The 16,120-nt window shown below is 52.1% G+C and carries 19 protein-coding genes; 4 read left to right on the top strand and 15 right to left on the bottom strand.

Features of this window, described 5'->3' with window-relative positions; all coding sequences use genetic code 11:
* Positions 1-6: 6 nt before the first annotated feature.
* Both K7P01_RS15460 and K7P01_RS15455 read right to left on the bottom strand, forming a co-directional pair.
* Positions 7-438 (bottom strand): nuclear transport factor 2 family protein, encoded by a 432-nt coding sequence (locus K7P01_RS15460; RefSeq protein ID WP_267294532.1) that lies wholly within the window; start codon positions 436-438, stop codon positions 7-9.
* A gap of 2 nt (positions 439-440) precedes the next feature.
* Positions 441-782, bottom strand: coding sequence for a YciI family protein (locus K7P01_RS15455; protein WP_267294530.1), 342 nt, complete (start codon positions 780-782; stop codon positions 441-443).
* Between the two features lie 109 nt (positions 783-891).
* On the opposite strand from K7P01_RS15455, the gene K7P01_RS15450 reads away from it, so the two are divergent.
* From K7P01_RS15450 to K7P01_RS15435, 4 genes are all read left to right on the top strand, one after another.
* Positions 892-1,164, top strand: a complete 273-nt coding sequence (locus tag K7P01_RS15450) for an acylphosphatase (protein WP_267294528.1) — start codon at positions 892-894, stop codon at positions 1,162-1,164.
* 8 nt (positions 1,165-1,172) lie between these two features.
* Complete coding sequence (locus K7P01_RS15445) at positions 1,173-2,306, top strand: AraC family transcriptional regulator (protein WP_267294526.1); 1,134 nt, start codon at positions 1,173-1,175, stop codon at positions 2,304-2,306.
* 97 nt (positions 2,307-2,403) lie between these two features.
* Positions 2,404-2,742: a four-helix bundle copper-binding protein gene (locus K7P01_RS15440; protein WP_267294524.1), complete on the top strand. Its 339-nt coding sequence runs from the start codon at positions 2,404-2,406 to the stop codon at positions 2,740-2,742.
* 135 nt (positions 2,743-2,877) lie between these two features.
* A complete protein-coding gene (locus K7P01_RS15435) occupies positions 2,878-3,735 on the top strand; it encodes a methylated-DNA--[protein]-cysteine S-methyltransferase (protein ID WP_267294522.1) in 858 nt (285 codons plus the stop codon).
* 1 nt (position 3,736) lies between these two features.
* Here the strand turns inward: K7P01_RS15435 and panB are convergent, their stop codons facing one another.
* The 13 genes from panB to K7P01_RS15370 all read right to left on the bottom strand — a co-directional run bounded on the left by panB (position 3,737) and on the right by K7P01_RS15370 (position 16,115).
* The gene (gene panB / locus K7P01_RS15430; protein ID WP_267294520.1) at positions 3,737-4,555 is read right to left on the bottom strand and encodes a 3-methyl-2-oxobutanoate hydroxymethyltransferase; all 819 of its coding nucleotides are present in this window, start codon (positions 4,553-4,555) and stop codon (positions 3,737-3,739) included.
* 23 nt (positions 4,556-4,578) lie between these two features.
* Complete coding sequence (locus K7P01_RS15425; RefSeq protein WP_267294518.1) at positions 4,579-5,085, bottom strand: phosphoribosyltransferase family protein; 507 nt, start codon at positions 5,083-5,085, stop codon at positions 4,579-4,581.
* 12 nt (positions 5,086-5,097) lie between these two features.
* Entirely contained in the window at positions 5,098-5,574 is a 477-nt protein-coding gene (locus tag K7P01_RS15420) for an Lrp/AsnC family transcriptional regulator (protein WP_267294516.1), read from the bottom strand.
* A gap of 132 nt (positions 5,575-5,706) precedes the next feature.
* Complete coding sequence (locus K7P01_RS15415) at positions 5,707-6,876, bottom strand: glycosyltransferase (RefSeq protein WP_267294513.1); 1,170 nt, start codon at positions 6,874-6,876, stop codon at positions 5,707-5,709.
* A gap of 4 nt (positions 6,877-6,880) precedes the next feature.
* Positions 6,881-8,734, bottom strand: a complete 1,854-nt coding sequence (gene asnB, locus K7P01_RS15410) for an asparagine synthase (glutamine-hydrolyzing) (RefSeq protein WP_267294511.1) — start codon at positions 8,732-8,734, stop codon at positions 6,881-6,883.
* A gap of 3 nt (positions 8,735-8,737) precedes the next feature.
* Positions 8,738-9,703, bottom strand: coding sequence for a class I SAM-dependent methyltransferase (locus tag K7P01_RS15405; protein WP_267294509.1), 966 nt, complete (start codon positions 9,701-9,703; stop codon positions 8,738-8,740).
* 12 nt (positions 9,704-9,715) lie between these two features.
* Positions 9,716-10,594 carry a glycosyltransferase family 2 protein gene (locus K7P01_RS15400; RefSeq protein WP_267294507.1) on the bottom strand — a complete coding sequence of 293 codons (879 nt, stop codon included), beginning with the start codon at positions 10,592-10,594 and terminating at the stop codon, positions 9,716-9,718.
* A gap of 87 nt (positions 10,595-10,681) precedes the next feature.
* Positions 10,682-11,815, bottom strand: coding sequence for a glycosyltransferase family 4 protein (locus K7P01_RS15395; RefSeq protein WP_267294505.1), 1,134 nt, complete (start codon positions 11,813-11,815; stop codon positions 10,682-10,684).
* Positions 11,812-12,723, bottom strand: coding sequence for a glycosyltransferase family 2 protein (locus K7P01_RS15390; RefSeq protein WP_267294503.1), 912 nt, complete (start codon positions 12,721-12,723; stop codon positions 11,812-11,814). The genes K7P01_RS15395 and K7P01_RS15390 overlap by 4 nt, the downstream gene beginning before the upstream one ends.
* The gene (locus K7P01_RS15385) at positions 12,720-13,532 is read right to left on the bottom strand and encodes a glycosyltransferase family 2 protein (RefSeq protein WP_267294501.1); all 813 of its coding nucleotides are present in this window, start codon (positions 13,530-13,532) and stop codon (positions 12,720-12,722) included. The genes K7P01_RS15390 and K7P01_RS15385 overlap by 4 nt, the downstream gene beginning before the upstream one ends.
* A complete protein-coding gene (locus K7P01_RS15380) occupies positions 13,529-14,431 on the bottom strand; it encodes a hypothetical protein (RefSeq protein WP_267294498.1) in 903 nt (300 codons plus the stop codon). The genes K7P01_RS15385 and K7P01_RS15380 overlap by 4 nt, the downstream gene beginning before the upstream one ends.
* Positions 14,428-15,402 (bottom strand): glycosyltransferase family 2 protein, encoded by a 975-nt coding sequence (locus tag K7P01_RS15375; protein ID WP_267294497.1) that lies wholly within the window; start codon positions 15,400-15,402, stop codon positions 14,428-14,430. Before K7P01_RS15375 ends, K7P01_RS15380 begins: the two co-directional genes overlap by 4 nt.
* Entirely contained in the window at positions 15,402-16,115 is a 714-nt protein-coding gene (locus K7P01_RS15370; protein WP_267294495.1) for a class I SAM-dependent methyltransferase, read from the bottom strand. The genes K7P01_RS15375 and K7P01_RS15370 overlap by 1 nt, the downstream gene beginning before the upstream one ends.
* Positions 16,116-16,120: the final 5 nt, after the last annotated feature.

Below are 16,120 nucleotides of genomic sequence, written 5' to 3'. Positions count from 1 at the left end.
ATAAATTTATGGATTTTCCAGGTCGTAGTACGTAGCATCTTTGACAATGTGACCGTCCTGAAAAGTGAGCACCGTAACGATCGGAAGCGAAAAAGAAACACTATCACCCATAGTACCCGTCGACGTAAACTCCACCACCACGCGATCGCCCGAAGGATAGATGCCCGTGATCTGGTCCTGTATATCCGGAAACAGCTGTTCCATCTCCGCGTATTTCCGCACGACATCCGCCCGGTGCTGGTCAACATACGCCTTGCCCAACGAAGGATCTAAAAACGATGCAGGCTCGTTGTAGTACCCAGCCATCGCTTCCCACTGATGCGCATTAAAGGCCTCGAACATCTTCCGGGCAATGGCCACGTTGCCTTCATCGTCCGCTGGACCAGTGCACCGTCCCAGCAGCATCGCCGCCAGGACGGCAAACAGTATTCTCCGCATACCTACATATCAAATTTCTGCACCGCGCGGATCTCTACGACACCCCCGGTCTCGAAGTCCGGGAAGTCTTTGGCCATTTCCGTAGCCTCGTCCATGTCTTTGGCGTAGACAACAAAGAAGCCTCCGACCACTTCCTTGCCTTCGGCAAACGGGCCGTCGGTCACCGTCTTTTTTGTACCAACAATCGTTTTCCCACCCGGCAACAGCGCTTCGCCGGCAACGTAACGGCCGGCCTTGGTAAGCTTGTCCACCCAGGCAAACCACTTTTGCATGCTGGCTTCCTGTTCAGCGGGCGAAAGGCGGCTGGCGTCGTCACCCATGAATACGAACATGTACTTTTCCATTGTTTATTGGTTTTTGGTTTAAATGCCCTTATGACGATCCAACTTTCCCAATCCGGACACCGAAATTTAAATTTTATTACATTTAAGATTCGATGAATCTAAAAAAGTCATGGTCAAGCATGTTTCGATCAAAATAACCGGCCAGGTGCAGGGTGTGTTTTTCAGAGCCTCTACCAAAGAGCAGGCCGACACGCTCGGGGTAAAGGGCTTTGTCCGCAATGAGCCTGACGGCAGTGTGTACGTCGAAGCGGAAAGCGACGAGATGACCCTGACTATGTTCCTGACCTGGTGCCGCAAGGGGCCGCCCCTGGCGCAAGTGGACCGTGTACACGTGCTGCCTGGCGAGTGGCAGGGATTCAAACATTTTGTTATCAACCGCTAGCAACGCGAATGCCGTATCGCGTTGACCTCTTCGCCGTCTTTATCCTCCTGGGCATTGTCCAGGCGCTCTTCCTGTCCTTCTTTTTCCTGACCCGCGAAAACCGAAAGATACCCGCCAATCTGTACCATGGCATTTTATTACTGACCATGGCGGCGTGCCTGCTGGAAGTCCTGCTGATGTATACCGGCTACATCCGGCACATGCTACACCTTGTCGACTTCTCAGAAGCGCCAGCATTCCTCATTGGTCCCGCATTATACCTCATGGTGGTAAGCCTCATTCATGGCACCCCCGGCAAGCGCCCCTACCTGCATTTCATATTTCCTGTAATATACCTGCTCCTGCAATTGCCCTTTCTGCTACAACCCGAGAATGAAAAGTATAACGCTTATATTTCATCTTACCACCCAGGCTTGCCGTACCGCGAAGTGCACTACGCTTTCGACCCTCGCCCGTTTTGGGTCACCGACAATCATTCCGCCACACTTCTCATCAGCCTCTTTCTATACGGTATCCTCGTCGTTGTCGAAGTGGTAAAAGCATTTCGCCAAAAACGGGAGTCGTTACTACACACCCAAAATCCTGTGCTGCGTAAAGTGCGGGCGGGCATCCTGCACCTGGGCCTGGTCTTCGGCATCATCCTGCTGGTAAAATTGATCTATCGTGCTGACACCGGCGATCATCTGTCGGCCGCGTTCCTCTCGTTGACGGCGTACTTTACAAGCTTCAACATCATCCGGCAGTCCGGCTTTTTTAACCAGGTCGGCCTGGTCGAGGCGCCGCGGTATAAAAACTCGAGCGTCACACCCGCCGCACAAAAAGAGCTGCTCGAAAAACTCACGCGCCTGATGGCAGAAGAGAAACCTTTTCTCAACAGCGACTTCTCCCTGCCGGGATTGGCCCAGGCGTTGCATGCCTCGGTACACGCGGTGTCACAAGCCGTCAACGAAGGGCTCGGCAAGAGCTTTTCCGAGCTCACCGCGGAATATCGGATTAAAGAGGCCCGGCGTCTGCTCAAAGAAATGCCCCACATCAAAGTCGAAGAGATCGGCCTGCAGGTAGGGTATAGCTCCAAATCGGCATTTAATAACGCCTTTAAGAAGATTACCCAACGCACGCCTTCCGAATACCGCGGTCAATAATAGCAATTCCGAAGCGGGTATGGTTTTTTCCGCACGCAAGAGATATCCAATGGTGAACTAAAAATCTCATGCTGTTATGAAAGACCAGAAAAAGACTATGGAACATGCGCACAGCGAGCTGGTACAAATCCTGCTGGACTGTGCAGCGGCCTGTGAAACCTGCGCTGCCGCTTGTTTGTATGAAGAAGACCCGGCCATGATGGCCCGGTGTATCGAAACCGACCGCGACTGTGCAGACATTTGCACACTGGGCGCCCGCCTGCTGTTGCGCGATTCGGAAAACGCGAATCACTTTCTCACCTCCTGCGTAGAGGCCTGCCGTCTATGCGCCGAAGAGTGTAAAAAACATAACAACGATCACTGCCGTCAGTGTGCCGAAGCGTGCGACCGCTGTGCCGATGCCTGCATCGACCAGCATGCCGAGGCCGTGAAATAATCTCTCCACGTCATAAATACCTGTAAACTAATGCCCGGCATGCACATGCCGGGCCTTTTTATGCGCAAGAAGCGGGTTGAGATGGCGTGGGCCGCATGCGACCTTTGTGTCATTACAAACCACTAATTTTGTTTTATGGCGACGACACACGAGGACGACATCAACTACCGGCGCATCGAGCAAGCCATTCGCTACCTGGAAGAGCACTTCAAACGTCAGCCTGAGCTGAGTGAGGTAGCCGACGAAGTGAGCGTAAGCCCCTTTCACTTCCAACGCCTCTTTACGGAGTGGGCCGGTATCAGCCCCAAACGCTTCTTGCAATTTCTCACGATCGATTTCCTGAAAGACCGGCTACAGGCGTCGCGTAACCTGATGGAAGCCGCCGAGTCTGCCGGGCTCTCCAGCCAATCACGGGTCTACGATCTGTTCACAACCCTGGAAGCTGTTACCCCGCAAGAGTATAAACAACGTGGTGCCGGCATTCACATTGAATACGGCTTTCACGAAACGCCGTTTGGCCTTTGCCTGCTCGGCGTGACGGCGCGCGGCATTTGCTGGATGTCATTTCTACAAGCAGACGAAGATGTCACGCAAGCCTTGCACGCCATGAAGGAACACTGGCATAACTCAGTGTTCCACCAGGACCAGGAGCTTACTCAGGCATTCATCGGACAGATCTTTCCGGCAAAGGATCAGCCGCAGCAAAAGAAGCTACATGTCTTTGTCAAGGGTACTAATTTTCAGATAAAAGTATGGGAGGCCCTCCTGCGCATTCCCGAAGGACATGTCACCACGTATCAACAGATCGCGTCGTCGATTGAAAACGCACGGGCCCTGCAGGCCGTAGGCTCTGCGGTAGGATCCAATCATGTGGCATACCTGATACCATGTCATCGCGTCATCCGCAAAGACGGTATATTGGGAGAATATCGTTGGGAGCCTACCCGCAAGAAAAGTATGCTCGGCTGGGAGATGGCACGACAGGGACTATAGCCTAATATTTCTCGTCTGCGTTCGGAAAGCTTTTGGACTTTACATCAGAGACGTACTTTCCCACAGCACCGGTAATGATGCTGCTGAGGTCTGCATACCGTCGCAGGAATCGCGGCTTGAACTCTTGCGTAATGCCCAACATGTCCTGCATCACCAACACCTGCCCGTCTACATCGGGCCCGGCACCAATGCCGATAAGGGGTATATGCAATGACGACGACACCTTTCCAGCCAGCACTGCCGGGATCTTTTCCAGCACGATACCAAAGCACCCGCATTCTTCCAGCAGTTTGGCGTCTTCCAGCAGCGTCTGCGCCTCGGCTTCTTCCTTCGCGCGTACGGAATACGTTCCGAATTTATAGATGGATTGCGGTGTCAGGCCGAGGTGGCCCATCACGGGAATGCCTGCACTGAGAATGCGTTGAACAGATTCTTTTATTTCATGGCCACCCTCCAGCTTCACAGCATGGGCGCCGGCTTCTTTCATGATGCGAATCGACGAGCGAAGCGCCTCGCTCGAGCTGCCCTGGTATGAACCAAACGGCAGGTCGACCACCACCAGCGCACGCTTCACGGCGCGCACTACCGAGGCAGCGTGGTAGATCATCTGGTCCAACGTGATCGGCAAGGTTGTTTCATGGCCCGCCATTACGTTTGAGGCCGAGTCACCCACCAGGACGACGTCGATACCAGCGCCATCGATCAGCTGGGCCATGCTGTAATCATAGGCCGTCAGCATCGCGATCTTCTCGCCCCGGTTTTTCATTTCTTGTAACTGGTGCGTGGTAATGCGCTTGATATCTTGTTTGTGAACAGACATGATGGTAGTAATAATAGAAAAGCCTAGTGTAAGTACACCGCCATAGTATCCTTTGTCAGGTCTACTTCGACGTGATCTTTTATCGTGGTGGAGAGCTCATACCCCACATATTGGGCGTGAACAGGGAAAAGCGGATGGCTACGGTTGATCAATACTGCCGTCTCGATCTTTTTTACTTCAATGCTCAGGAACGGCTTCATACCGTATGTAAACGTGCGCCCCGTATTCAGCACATCGTCTACCATAATAATACTGCGTTTACGTATATCCTTCAGGTCGCAATCCAGCGTGATCTCGCTTTGCTGCGGCGCCGTTTTATCGATGCTGATCTTCACTAGCTTGACCTCCAGGGGCGAGATACTTTCCAGCTGCTTCGCCAGCAATTTCGCCAGTACATATCCCTGCCCTTCGATTCCCGCAAGCACGACATTCTTTTCTTTGAAGTTGTGCTCATAGATCTCAAATGCCATGCGCCGAATCTTCTGCTTTACCTGGTCGGCATCGAGAATAAAACTTTTTTCAGCAAGCATATTTCTTCCTTGTTATCCCGGTATTGGAAGCGATTTACTGTCTTTGAAGGTAGAGAGGATCACCATCGACTGCAGGCTGTCAACCACTTCAATATTCGATACCTTGTCCAACATCAATTGTTGGTACGCCGCAATGTCGGCACACACAATCTTCAGAATGAAGTCGCCCGAGCCTGTGATGTGATGACATTCCACCACTTCGTCTACTGCTTTGATAGCGGTTATAAACTTGTTGATGTTTTCTTTATTGTGACCCTTCAACGAAGCCATCACAAATGTGCTTACACCTAAGCCTACGGCGGCCGGGTCGATCACGGCATGATAACTTCTGATCACCCCGGAAGTCTCCAGCTTATTCACACGCTCCAGTGTCGGTGCTGGCGACAGACCGATCTCCTTGGCTAACTGTGCATTCGTAATATTCGAATTACGTTGGAGGATTTCCAGGATCTTACGATCCGTACCGTCTAGTTTGATGTTCTTAATCATAAATATAAGCGAGGGTTCGTTTTCCAAATAAAATTTGGCCAAAAATAAGGGAAAAATGCAATTCTATGGCTAACGGCTGTTAATAATAATTTAAGAGGAATAAAACGCAGGTGAAGTACAAGAGAAGATCGGCTAGTGGCCGAGCCCACGATATACCGCGTTATACCGCTTTACCCCCTCGGCCAATGAGAAAAAGTCATCAAAGAATGCACGCGATACCGGACCGGATGATACCGGAATAATAGGGGTTTGTTGTGCGTGCGGGTCCACCACCAGCAGGCTATCAAGCTTATCTGCCAGAAAGGCCACATCGCCCCACCCAGGGTTGGTAATAACAGGTACCCCCATCGCCAGCACCTCGGCCATTTTCGTCGCCGACGAGCCCTTCTTCGAAAACGATGGCTTGATAAAACAGATGGAGGCATCTGCCAAACTGATCAGGACAGGTACCTCCTGCCGGCTCACCGTCCGGACAATAAAATCAGCATGGGGTATAATTTTGTCGGCATCGGGCGTGAGGACAAGAAATTTAGCATTTGCATGTTCTCTTTGAAGGTGTTTAAAGAACAAAACCATTTCGTTCCACAGGTACCAGGTTCCGATGGAACCCAGGTACAGCAGCACATAGGCCCCGGGTGGTATACCCAATTGTGTGCGCCACGCGTCGGTATCCGAGGTTGCCACCGCCCCGCGATCAAAAAGTTGCAAGTCGACACAACAGGGTATAACCGTAATCTTATCGTCCACGCCCCACGAAAGGATCTCCACCCGTGCGGCCATGGTCAGCACAATCACCGCATCGGCATCTTGCAGAAACTTGCGCTCTTGTCTTTTAAAGAAATTATATACACGGCGGTACAATGGGTTACTTAGGTTCCAAAGCCCTCCTTCTACACGCTCGTCCGCCCAGAACCCGCGCATATCAAAGATGAACCGTATGCCATGCTTATTCTTCAACCAGCGCCCTACCAGCGCCGTGATATAGCTTCGGCAATGCACAATCGTAAACGGCGTTTGCGCGTGCAATGTGTGTGCCAGCTGCCGCATACGCCAAACGTCGTACACTGTAGAAAATACCGGCGGCTGTTTATGATACCGCAGGGGGTACCATGTCAGATTATTCTTCCGGCAAAACTGATGTATCTGTTCACCACCGGCTTCCAGCATATCGTCTTTCTCAAAGCTAATGATGGAAATACGATGCCCCAGCCCGGCCAGCCCCGCGAGGTACGGTAATATCTGTGATTGTCCCAGCGGATCGGTCAGGCCGTCATACGAAAGGTATAATACATTTTCGGCCATCGCCTTATCCGTTATCGTGTAGCCACTTGTGCAGAACAATCAATACCCACAGGCGATTATAGAGATAATCCTTCCCACCAAAGAAGCCATTCACCAACTGCTTGACATAACCGGCATCCAAAACCCCCGCGGCGGCTACTGCCTCCGGGCTCAGGTAACGTTCCACCAGGTAACGCAAATCACCTTTCAACCACGTGGCCAGCGGCACGCTAAAACCCCACTTGGGCCGGTCTATCAATTCCGACGGAATATATTCCCGTAGCAGCTCTTTCAAGAGCCACTTGGCGCGTCCATCACGGACTTTCAGCGAAGCATCCAGTGAGAAAGCAAACTCGACGAGGCGATGGTCCAGCAGAGGCGAACGGCACTCCAACGCATAATACATCGATGCCCGGTCTATCTTCACCAACAGGTCGTCACACAGGTAATACTCCAGGTCAAACAGCGCCTGTCGTTCGCCCGCTGTAAAGCGCTGTTTACTATCCGTGGCATCCTGATAGCGAAAGGGCGTAAACCCGTTGGCATACGTATCCAGTTCTTGCTGTGAAAAGAAATATTGCTCTTGTGAAAAGATATGACTTCGTTCATTTCCCAGGGGAGACGCCAGCAGGTGCCCAATGCGCTCCAGGCGGCTTGTGCCGGCAGCCTTCAATACTCCCCTGAAGGGTACACGCAACAGTCCCATGCCAGTCCGGTCCAGGCGGTTGGCCCAGGTGTATGCGCCATACCCTTGAAAAAGCTCATCCCCACCATCACCCGTCAGCACCACCTTTACCTGCTGCCGCGCCAGGCGCGACACCAGCATGGTGGGGATGGCTGAGGTATCCGCAAAAGGTTCGTCAAAATGTTGCAGATAGGTTTCCACTATACCCAGCGCTTCCTTCTCAGACAGCGTATAAGTTGTGTGGTCTGTGCCCAGGTGTTCGGCCACCGCGCGTGCATACCGGCTTTCGTCAAACTTGCTTTCTTCAAAGCCAATGCTAAAGGTCTTCAGGGGCGTGCTCCGTTGTGCCGCCGCGACAGCCGTCACCAGCGACGAATCGGTGCCGCCACTGAGAAATGCGCCCAGCGGTACGTCACTAATCATGCGCTTCGCCACGGCATCGTGCAACAGCGTACGCAAGGTATCTTTCGCCTGCGCCGCATCCGTCAGGATCACATCCGATAAGTGATCTTGTAACTGCCAATAGGGCCGGGCGTAGATCCGCAGTGAGGCATCGCATTCGCCGATATGCCCTGCCGGGAACTTGAAAATATTTTCGTAAATCGTCGCCGGGCCGGGTATATAGCCCAGGTGCAGAAAAGTTGTAAAAACGTCGCGATTGATCTTCGCCGCCTGTCGTATCTCGGGGTCGCGCAACAACGCCTTCATCTCAGAGGCAAACGCCAGTGTCGTTCCAGACTGAAAATAGAACAGGGGTTTCTTACCTGCGCGGTCGCGCAACAGGTATACCTTGCCAGTTTGCTGGTCGGCAATAATGGCCGCAAACATGCCTTCGAGCCGGGCGGCAGCGCCTTTGCCCCACACGGCAAACGCTTCGACCAATACCTCGGTATCGCTCGTCGTGCGGAACGTTATGCCATGACGTTCGTTGAGCTCGTTGCGCAGTGCCTGGAAGTTGTAGATTTCGCCATTGAAGACCACCACATACCGGTTGTCTCGCGAGTAAAAAGGCTGATTCGCGCCAATGCTCAGGTCGATGATACTGAGCCGTGTGTGCCCCAGGCCGATGGTTGCAGCCGAATTTACCCATACGCCGTGTGCGTCGGGGCCGCGATGCGCCAGGGCCGTGGTCATCTGCCCAATCCGCTCACGCGTTACACCCGCTGGCGAGAGAATACCTGAAATGCCGCACATAAGCTATCGTATGCCTTTTACTGTATAGATTTCGTTGCCATCGCCGTACCGCACAACCGAGGGAATCACCTCGCGCATGCCCGCTTCCGCAAACCAGTTGGCAACGGTCTCCAGGCGCTGCGGCTGGTCGTATTGCGGTGAGAACATATCAAAGGTATCCAATATCACCCATTCACGCAGTTCCGCCTCCGACAGATTCGTCGGCAGTGTGCGGCGAATGTCGCAGACCGGTAGAAACCGGTTTACGATCCGGCCCAGCCCCAGGCGATCAAAAAAACGATACGCACGGATAAGCCTGTCTGCATGTTTCTCAATAAGATTCAACAACCGGAGGTGATCCATCCGGCGCGTAAACGGGCGCAGCAGATATTTCGCATGGATCTTCGTATACCATCCTTTTACCGGATAAAAATCCACGATCAGCTCACCACCCGGTTTTACCATCCGGATCAGGCTCGCTACCGAGCGTTTAACGTCTGGGGTATGCTGCAGCACACCAAAACAAAACACCTTATCGAATTGCCCGGGAGCAAACGGCAACTCATAGACACTCGCCTGGAAAAGATTCAGACGATCATCGCTGCCGTTGTTGCGATAGTTTGCTTCTACGGCATCGGAATAATCCACGCTATACAACGTAGCCTGTGTATGCTGTAAAACAACCTGTGAGAACCGGCCCGCGCCCGAGCCCACTTCTAAAATGTTTTGTGCCGACAAATCCTGTTCGTTCCAGCGCGTGACGGCGAAGAACCGATCGTAGCTCTGCGACGAATGCCGCTGAAAGCGATCCACCTGGGTTCGCTCAAAACGGTTCCATTGAAACCCGAAGCTCCCCGTATAATTATCGCTCTTCACAAAACGCCAGGCACCGTTCACCCGGGGAAACGTAACCCCCTGGCTATCGATCAGCAGATCTCCCCGCTGCGTAAGCGGAGCACCCATGTTCGGATTGATCAGTTGAGGGGTCATATCATTCAAGTGCTATAGGATCGTATTTTTGAGGACGGCCGCAAACCGCCGTGAGAAAAGCACCGTCGGCTTATTTTTGACGGCCGCCAAAAGGTAGCGAAATACTTTGGCCGACGACAGCCCCGCCATCGCGAAGTGTAAGGCCGTATGAATAAAAAGGTAAGCCCGAAAGGTTCCGAGCTGGCCGCCGTATACCTGCATAAAGCGTTCGTCCGCTTCCAGTGACGTTTGTAACAGCGCCATGCGCTTCAGAAACTTCTCTTCATGGATCTTAAACACACTACGCGCCTGATGATCGACCACCGTAGACGTCACTGTTTTGATGGCATGAAAATCGAATCTTGCCGCCAGGCGCAGCCACAACTGGTAGTCTTCCGAGACATGCAGATTTTCGAGAAATGGATATTGCCCGCAAACGTCGGCGCGGATAAATACACCGTTGCAACTCAGGTGATTGCCGTCGATCAGCCGGCCGTTTACCTTCGTCGGCAAATCACACATCGTCCGCGTCAGCCGGTTCTTATCGTCTTTCACATCATAGCCGAGGTGAAAAACTTCGGGCGACTGTAATCGCTGCACCGTTTCCAGCGCCGTGCGTACGTGATGCGGATAGGCCAGATCGTCCGAGTCAAAAAAGTTAATGTAATCACCTTTCGCCAGGCGGGCGCCATAGTTCCGTGCCGCCGACCGTTCACCATTCTCTTTACGAAAGTAGCGCACGCGCGTGCGATCAAAGGATTCCATCATCTCCCGGGTGTTGTCAGTACTTCCATCATCAATCACAATGATTTCAAAATCGGATGCGGATGCATCCTGGACCAGCAATGACGCTAAGGTCTTACCGATAAAACCGGCACGGTTATAGGTGGGAATGATGATGGAGAGGAACATCTGATTTTACGACAAGGAATGATAAAGACCTTTTGAGCAAAATTAAGCAGACCGCCAGAGGAAACCTTAAGCAGGTGTGTTTTTCCGTCAGATGCGTGTTTTTGAAGACGCCTGGTACGCAGCATCCAGGCGTTCGATCATTACGGGCATACCAAACCGTTGGGTCACCGCCTCGTATCCCTGGGTAGTAACACGCTCGCGCAGCGTCACGTTTTGTAGCAGTTCCTGGATCGCGTGCGCTATCGCGGCAGCATCGTGGTAGGGAACCACCCGGGCGTTCACGCCATCTTCCACAAACTCCCGGGCAATGCCCGACAACGTAAAGACCGAAGGCACCCGCATCGCCAGCGCTTCCACGTACGTCTGCCCAAACGCCTCACAATCAGGCGCGATTGGCACATGCACAAAGACATCAAACAACGCATACAGCGCGCGGACGTCCTCCTCAAACAAAATCTCCGTAAAAGAGCCCGGTGGCAATGCGTTCAGTTTCGCGGACAGCACCGCCTTGTAGTTACCGTTGGCATTGCTCAGGACAAGGTGTGCCTGCGGGTAATGTTGGCGCAATGCAGCAAATGCCTCAATCGTGTATTGAATACCTTTAAGATGCGTATAGCGGGAAATGACCCCAATCACCGGATGTTTCCCGGCGGGAATGCCGTGTTTGATTCGCACCGCTTCGATCTCTTCCGACCGGCGCACAAAGTAAGAAAAATCAAATCCGTGCGGAATCCGTGTGATCTTTTTCGGCGCCACGTGTTCCCGCGTTACCAGCACATTCTCCACCACCTGGCTGATAGCGACCAACCGGGTCGAAAAGAAATTGATAACCCTGTCGAGAACGACGCCCTTCTTAAAATAGTCGTGGTGATAGCTGCTATAGTGTCGTGTATAGATCCGACTTCGTACACCGGCCAGCCAGGCCGCCGGCAGTGCGATAATGCCAGCGTAAAATAAGTGTACATGCACCACGTGTGGCCTCGTACGACGCAGAATCCTGAAAATCTTATAAAAGGTTGGCAGCAGGTCGCCCTTGCCGTCATACGGCACAACGTCGTATGGCACATTTTGCTGCTGCAGAAATTGGGTAAAGGGTGTGTTGTCTCTTCCCATCATGATAAAGGACAAGTCATATTTTGTGCGGTCCAGGTTTTCAATCACCCACTCGACGGGCAACGACTTTTCCACAAAAGACAGAATGTACACCAGCTTCTTTTTCATACGAAGTTCGTGGAGTTTGCCGTGACGATCACATCATAAAACCGGTAGCGAATCTTTACCGGCAGAAAGGTAAATACACCCGCATCCGCCCACCGGATATAAAAAGGGAATGCAAAGAAATGATAAATCATTTTCTTCAATAGATTTCCTTGCCAGGGCGTTTCCGCGGTATACTTCTTTACGGCCGGATTGCGTTCGCGTAGCGCTCGACGGGCATCTTTATATTGATTCAAGCGCTGCACATATACCTGCATGCTCTGTTGCAGATGATGGCCGGCACGCAATGCCGGATCAAAATACAGCTTATATCCCCTCTCGAACAACTTTATCGCCAAATCAAAATCCTCGGCATCACGCAAGCCTTCATCGAAACCACCCACTTCGTAAAAGATCTTTTTTTGCACGCAGGCATTCGCCGCCGACATATACGGTGCCTTCATATACCCTGCCGTGTTTCCGTTCAGGTTGGCGCTCCACTTCATATTGAGATATTCAAAATAGTGAAAGAACTCGTTCTGGCTTTCTTGTACGGAATAAAGCCCCCCGACCACCAGAGCCTCTCCTCGTTGGTGATATTGATAGTAACATGCCAGTACATCTGTCGCAACGATCACATCGTCATCAAAAAATACAACGGCGTCTGTACTTGCCACTTGTACGCCGGCATTCCGCGCACCTGCCCGCCCCTTGTTCTGTTGTACTACCACGCGAAGCAGGAAGTTGACATCCGCCCCTTGCACCACGGCCTCGGTGTTGTCCGTGCTTCCATCAATCACGACAATCACCTCAAAGTCCCGAAACGATTGTTGCTCCAACGAGCGTAGTACTGTCAAGATGCGCAGTGCTCCCTGATACGTGGGAATCACCACCGAAAGCTTTACCTCACTATTTTCTACGGTCGCTGTCATGGCATTAGTAAACGGTCTAACTGCCGGATCACAAATCGCTCTGCCGGCGAGTAATACATATTCATAAAGATAGCGGCATTCTTTTCGATCAGATCCGATTTCGCTCCGCCGCTCTTACCCATCAGGTGCAACACCCTGGCCGCCGGATCGTAGGCAATATGATAGCCCAGCTTCTTAAACTCCAGACACCACTGCATATCCTCACCATACATAAAGAAAGTCTCCGCCAGCTTGCTATCTTTTAGTTCGAGCAGCAGTTTCTTCTCAAACATAAAGCACGTGCCCCAAATCCAGTCCGTCTCCACCGGTTCGGTGTGATCAAAGAAATAGCCCAACAGTATTTTTCCACCGGTACGACGGGGAAGGAACTTTTGCAGCCGGAACAGCTCAAAGAGCTTATACCGTATCGAAGGGAACCGCTGACAATTATGCTGCCGCGTGCCATCGTCAAAGAACAGCGCCGGCCCGACCACCGCCACACGTGGGTGTGTGCGCAAGTAGTCCAGGCAAATATGCATCACGTTGTTCTGCAACACCGTATCGCTGTTCAGCAAGACAATGTATTGTCCTTCGGCCACCGCGATGCCGAGGTTGTTTCCGCCGGCAAAGCCCACGTTCTTTTCGCTCTTCACAAGCTTGATAAACGGATAGCGCGCAGCGAAATCCTGCGGGTCACGTTCGCGCGAAGCATTATCCACGACAATGATCTCATACCGCACGTCCTGCGTCTGTTCGACAATACTATCAATACACTGGCAGGTAAGACCAAACGTATTGTAGTTGATGATGACGATGGACAGCTCGATCATGAAAACAATTTAGTATACAACGCCTTGATCCGCGCTACGTTCCGATTATTCCGCATCGCCAGGCGGAGCGGCGAAAGCGGAAAAACGGGAGGCTTATAGTTTTGCATAAACTCTTCCACGGACTTGCCCGGGCAGAATCCTAACGTGGGCCACACGGCCGCTTGCGCCGGGTGAAAATTCGACAAGTATTGATAATTATACTCATCCAATACTTTCCAGAGATTGTAATAGCTCTGCCGGGTGTTCCGCTCCACCAATTCATCACCCACATGTCCCCAGTTATTCATCTTAAACCAAAGCTCGTCTTCCGACCGCGCCCAGGTTTCATGAATCACATAGTGCGACGTCAGGATATTAAAATGCCCGCTGTGCCGCGCACGTTCATAGTGCGGCAAGGTCGTGGCCACCGGTACCACTTCCGGCACCTGATCTTTAAAGTCGACATAGATATACCCATTGGGTACGCGTCGGATCAACGGAACCCAACAAACACAAACATTTACCGGCTTCTCCTTGCCCGTAGGAGCCGGGTTAATCTTTTTAAGTTGCCGGGTAAAGCCTCCAAAGTCCAGAAAATATTCGTCGCTGTCTACCTGCACGTGCCAACCCCCTTCTCCCAACCGCTGGGCCATCAGCATGCGCTGCCGGCTGTCGTTTTGCATAGGAGAGAGCCCATCGATGGAAAAATCGTCTTCGTACAGGTCGATCTTTTTGTCCGGATCCGCCTGCGCCAGCCAGGTAGCAAAGGCTACTTCATCAAATGTATAGTGTTGACGATTCCAGCTCGTACGATTTTTATCGAGTGAAAAACAGATCTTATCCGCATACGCATATACCCGCGGCAACGACCGCTTCAACATCTCCCAATCGTATGAAACACAAAAACCAACCTTGATCATACCGTTGTTGTTTGAGTAGACGATTCCTTTCGTGTGAAGCGGTCCGCAAGCCGTCCGAAATAAAAACGCGTCATTCTAAGTGGATGTCGCAGCAAGGTGCCTGCCAATAGTTGGAGAGCTTTGCCCCACTTACCTTGCACGCGATAGGCATACAGGGCGCTCTTGTCGTACTCGAATTGGTTGTCACGCATAAATGCGTGGTATTCCGACGCCGTGAGCTGCCCCTGTTGATAATAATAGGTTATAATCATGCGCCGCACGTCATACAGGTTCCTTTCCCGCTTGCTCAGCTTTAGTATTTGTGTACGGGTAAAATTGTCGGGCCGTACCCGGTAAGAATAATATATCTGGTTGATCCCGTAGATGCGATAGTGCGCCCCAATGCGATACCACATTTCCGTATCCCCGGAATCGTGCAGAGAGAAAGGACCGATCTCTTCAAAGATGCGTCGCCGGATCAAGCCGATGCCCTGCTTCAATACGTTGTCCATCAACATGCCATACGTGCCGCGCTTTACCAGCGAAGTTCCTGTAAACGCCGCATTCCGCGCATAGGCCGGCAGGTCTCCACCAATGCTGGGCAGGGGCTGGTTATTGTCGTCAATCAGCCGGTACTGTGAAAACACCATGCCCACCGACGGATCCTGTTCCAGGATAGTATAACATGCCTGTAGCATCTCGGGTGCCCATACGTCATCACAATCGAGTTTGACAAAATACCGTGCCGTACAAAGCGATAATCCGTAATTCCAGTTGCCCATCATCCCCAGGTTCTCCTGATTTCGAATCAGTTTGATCCGGGCATCCGCGGCAGCAAAGCCGGCAACAATGTCTGCGGTACCATCGGTCGAACGATCGTCTACGACGATCAGCTCCCAGTCCGTAAAGGTTTGGGCCATCACCGACCGGATCGTCTCCGCGATATACTTCTCCGTGTTGTAAGCAGGTATCAGAACAGATACAGCGGCCATTACTTCGTTGCTTCTAAGATCATCGTCTCCAGGGCGTTGTTCGCCTCACCCATCTCCACCATGTGTTGCTCTACATTCCGCAACATGGGGTCGTCGCTCACCCCCACAGCACAACGCCGCACCTGGGTAAACCCCGCTTGCCGTAAAGCATGCGACAGCGACGACTCATTGTAAATAAACTGATGCCCAAATTGATAGAACAGTGTGTTCACCATCTGCGCCGGGTCATAGGGCACGGTGGGACCGACAAACCGGTCAACATAAAACCGGATGTACCGCTGCACGTCCGGGTCCTGGCTATTGGTCAGCACACGTACAACCGTCTGCAAGTCGGGTGTAGCGATCCGTATCTTGCCGCCCGGCTTCAAAGTCCGATAGCACTCCTGCAACATCTTTCGCCCGCCTTCATAGCTCACATGCTCGATCATGTGCTCGCTAAAAACATAATCCAATGAATTGCTCTCAAAAGGAAAGGTCTCGGTGGCATCCATATAGGCCACGGTGTTGGCCTTCGGCAAAATATCTACGTTCAGCCACCCTTCGATCGAGTTGCTTTGCGCACCGATCTGAAGCTTTCGAACGACATTCGTTTTCCGATATGCGTCCAACAGCGTCTGCTGCCGCCGTTTATGAAAATTGATATATTCTTTCTGCGGTGTCGTAAAAAAACCGTACTTGATCTTCCGGTATACCTTTTTCAATGGTTCAAGCATAGCAT

It is taken from the genome of Parachryseolinea silvisoli (genome assembly GCF_021190955.1).
Taxonomy (GTDB): domain Bacteria; phylum Bacteroidota; class Bacteroidia; order Cytophagales; family Cyclobacteriaceae; genus Ohtaekwangia; species Ohtaekwangia silvisoli.
Note: the sequence above shows the minus strand (reverse complement) of the source record. Positions and strands in the feature narration are given on the sequence as shown.

Excerpts from the sequence above, each read along its gene's own strand:
- K7P01_RS15460 (WP_267294532.1), bottom strand. The coding sequence starts at position 438 with ATGCGGAGAATACTGTTTGCCGTCCTGGCGGCGATGCTGCTGGGACGG.
- K7P01_RS15455 (WP_267294530.1), bottom strand. The coding sequence starts at position 782 with ATGGAAAAGTACATGTTCGTATTCATGGGTGACGACGCCAGCCGCCTT.
- K7P01_RS15450 (WP_267294528.1), top strand. The coding sequence starts at position 892 with ATGGTCAAGCATGTTTCGATCAAAATAACCGGCCAGGTGCAGGGTGTG.
- K7P01_RS15445 (WP_267294526.1), top strand. The coding sequence starts at position 1,173 with ATGCCGTATCGCGTTGACCTCTTCGCCGTCTTTATCCTCCTGGGCATT.
- K7P01_RS15440 (WP_267294524.1), top strand. The coding sequence starts at position 2,404 with ATGGAACATGCGCACAGCGAGCTGGTACAAATCCTGCTGGACTGTGCA.
- K7P01_RS15435 (WP_267294522.1), top strand. The coding sequence starts at position 2,878 with ATGGCGACGACACACGAGGACGACATCAACTACCGGCGCATCGAGCAA.
- panB (WP_267294520.1), bottom strand. The coding sequence starts at position 4,555 with ATGTCTGTTCACAAACAAGATATCAAGCGCATTACCACGCACCAGTTA.
- K7P01_RS15425 (WP_267294518.1), bottom strand. The coding sequence starts at position 5,085 with ATGCTTGCTGAAAAAAGTTTTATTCTCGATGCCGACCAGGTAAAGCAG.
- K7P01_RS15420 (WP_267294516.1), bottom strand. The coding sequence starts at position 5,574 with ATGATTAAGAACATCAAACTAGACGGTACGGATCGTAAGATCCTGGAA.
- K7P01_RS15415 (WP_267294513.1), bottom strand. The coding sequence starts at position 6,876 with ATGGCCGAAAATGTATTATACCTTTCGTATGACGGCCTGACCGATCCG.
- asnB (WP_267294511.1), bottom strand. The coding sequence starts at position 8,734 with ATGTGCGGCATTTCAGGTATTCTCTCGCCAGCGGGTGTAACGCGTGAG.
- K7P01_RS15405 (WP_267294509.1), bottom strand. The coding sequence starts at position 9,703 with ATGACCCCTCAACTGATCAATCCGAACATGGGTGCTCCGCTTACGCAG.
- K7P01_RS15400 (WP_267294507.1), bottom strand. The coding sequence starts at position 10,594 with ATGTTCCTCTCCATCATCATTCCCACCTATAACCGTGCCGGTTTTATC.
- K7P01_RS15395 (WP_267294505.1), bottom strand. The coding sequence starts at position 11,815 with ATGAAAAAGAAGCTGGTGTACATTCTGTCTTTTGTGGAAAAGTCGTTG.
- K7P01_RS15390 (WP_267294503.1), bottom strand. The coding sequence starts at position 12,723 with ATGACAGCGACCGTAGAAAATAGTGAGGTAAAGCTTTCGGTGGTGATT.
- K7P01_RS15385 (WP_267294501.1), bottom strand. The coding sequence starts at position 13,532 with ATGATCGAGCTGTCCATCGTCATCATCAACTACAATACGTTTGGTCTT.
- K7P01_RS15380 (WP_267294498.1), bottom strand. The coding sequence starts at position 14,431 with ATGATCAAGGTTGGTTTTTGTGTTTCATACGATTGGGAGATGTTGAAG.
- K7P01_RS15375 (WP_267294497.1), bottom strand. The coding sequence starts at position 15,402 with ATGGCCGCTGTATCTGTTCTGATACCTGCTTACAACACGGAGAAGTAT.
- K7P01_RS15370 (WP_267294495.1), bottom strand. The coding sequence starts at position 16,115 with ATGCTTGAACCATTGAAAAAGGTATACCGGAAGATCAAGTACGGTTTT.